Below are 2,509 nucleotides of genomic sequence, written 5' to 3'. Positions count from 1 at the left end.
GTAGCTCAGGTGGTTAGAGCGCTACACTGATAATGTAGAGGTCCCCAGTTCAAGTCTGGGCGGGTCTACTAAAAGTTCTTAAGTAAGAAAGTAATCATTACCGATGGGGGGTTAGCTCAGCTGGCTAGAGCACCTGCCTTGCACGCAGGGGGTCATCGGTTCGACTCCGATATCCTCCACCATTTTTTTCCTGGAGCGGATAGAACGGTGAGACTAAAAGTAATGATGAAAAGAAGATGTGCCGCTAAAGAGTGGGCTGTTGGTTCGCAACCTTAACATCTGCAACGCCGTTTAAGACGGTAAAGTTCTTTGACATATTGGGAAAGCAATTTTGTTTATCAATGTAAATTGGTAAAGACGTAGTAAAGAAACAAACAAACGCATTTAAAGCGAATAAGGGCGTATGGTGGATGCCTTGGCATTGAGAGGCGATGAAGGACGTGGTAAGCTGCGATAAGCTTCGGGTAGCTGCATACAAGCATTAATCCGAAGATTTCCGAATGGGACAACCCAATACACTGAAGGTGTATTACCCGAAAGGGAGCCAACCCAGAGAACTGAAACATCTAAGTACCTGGAGGAAAAGAAAATAACTAATGATTCCCTAAGTAGTGGCGAGCGAAAAGGGAAGAGCCCAAACTTGGGGGGCGTGCCCCCCAAGGGTTGTAGGACCACATTTAGAAACTAACATCAAACCGAATCTTTTGGAAAGAAGAACCAGAGCAGGTGACAGTCCTGTAGGTAGAAATTGTTAGGGACGAGTGGTATCCTGAGTAGCGCGGGACCGGAGAAATCCTGCGTGAAACTGCCGGCACCATCCGGTAAGGCTAAATACTCCTCAATGACCGATAGTGAACCAGTACCGTAAGGGAAAGGTGAAAAGTACTCCGAATAGGAGAGTGAAATAGTACCTGAAACCGTACGCCTACAAGCGGTCGGAGCTCGCAAGAGTGACGGCGTGCCTTTTGCATAATGAACCTACGAGTTGCTCCTCACTGGCGAGGTTAAGTTCATCATTAACGGAGCCGCAGCGAAAGCGAGTCCAAATAGGGCGACTAGTCAGTGGGGGCAGACGCGAAACTTTGTGATCTATCCATGGGCAGGATGAAGGTTAGGTAAAACTAACTGGAGGTCCGAACTCATTAACGTTGAAAAGTTATGGGATGACCTGTGGATAGGGGTGAAAGGCCAATCAAACTGAGAGATAGCTCGTTCTCCCCGAAATGTTTTTAGGAACAGCGTCGCATAATAGAAGTATCATAGAGGTAGAGCTACTGATTGGGCTAGGGGGCTTCACCGCCTACCAAACCCTGACAAACTCCGAATGCTATGATATATCTGCGGCAGTGAGGCTGTGGGCGCTAAGGTCCATGGCCGAGAGGGAAATAACCCAGACTATCATCTAAGGTCCCTAAATCTATGTTAAGTTGATCAAACGAAGTTCGAACCCTATGACAGCCAGGATGTTGGCTTGGAAGCAGCCATTCATTTAAAGAGTGCGTAACAGCTCACTGGTCGAGGGTTCGGGCACGGAAAATAATCGGGCATCAAACATAGTACCGAAGATATAGACTCCTTAGGGAGTGGTAGGGGAGCATTCCAAACAGCGTTGAAGGTGTATCGTGAGATATGCTGGAGCGTTTGGAAAAGAAAATGTAGGTATAAGTAACGATAAAAGTAGTGAAAAACTACTTCGCCGAAAGACTAAGGGTTCCTGATCAACGTTAATCGGATCAGGGTTAGTCGGGACCTAAGGCAAACCCGAAAGGGGTAGTCGATGGAAAGTTGGTTAATATTCCAACACTTGTTTTAGTTTCGATGGGGTGACGGAGAAGTGAAAGGCCCGCGGGATTACGGAATATCCCGTTAAAGAGTGTAGGTATATCTGGAGTAGGCAAATCCGCTCCGGATGCTGAACTTGATAGTACTCAAAGGCTTCGGCCGGCGAGATAGTGGCCCTAAACCTGCTCACGAGAAAAACCTCTAAGGTTAGGCTAAAACGACCCGTACCGTAAACCGACACAGGTAGTCGAGATGAGTATTCTAAGGCGCTCGGGTGAGCCGTGGAGAAGGAACTAGGCAAATTAACGCTGTAACTTCGGGATAAAGCGTACCACAGCGATGTGGTCACAGTAAAATGGTTCAACCAACTGTTTAGCAAAAACACAGGGCCCTGCAAAATCGAAAGATGACGTATAGAGCCTGATACCTGCCCGGTGCTGGAAGGTTAAGGAAGCTTGTCAGGAGTAATCTGAAGCTTGCGACCGAAGCCCCAGTAAACGGCGGCCGTAACTATAACGGTCCTAAGGTAGCGAAATTCCTTGTCGGGTAAGTTCCGACCTGCACGAATGGTCTAATGAGTTGAACACTGTCTCCTCCACGAGCCCGGTGAAATTGTAGTATCGGTGAAGATGCCGGTTACCCGCCACGGGACGGAAAGACCCCGTGAACCTTCACTACAACTTTGCATTGATTTTGAGTAACAGATGTGTAGCATAGTTGGGAGACT

At 47.7% G+C, this 2,509-nt stretch carries 1 tRNA gene and 1 rRNA gene; both read left to right on the top strand.

Going from position 1 to position 2,509, the window contains the following annotated elements:
• Nucleotides 1–105 precede the first annotated feature (105 nt).
• Nucleotides 106–182 (top strand) — tRNA-Ala (locus tag P2W83_RS18645).
• A gap of 201 nt (nt 183–383) precedes the next feature.
• A 23S ribosomal RNA gene (locus tag P2W83_RS18640) occupies nt 384–2,509 on the top strand; the annotation flags it as partial.

The organism is Polluticoccus soli (assembly GCF_029269745.1).
GTDB lineage: Bacteria > Bacteroidota > Bacteroidia > Chitinophagales > Chitinophagaceae > Polluticoccus > Polluticoccus soli.
This window is presented reverse-complemented; position numbering and strand designations above follow the sequence as displayed.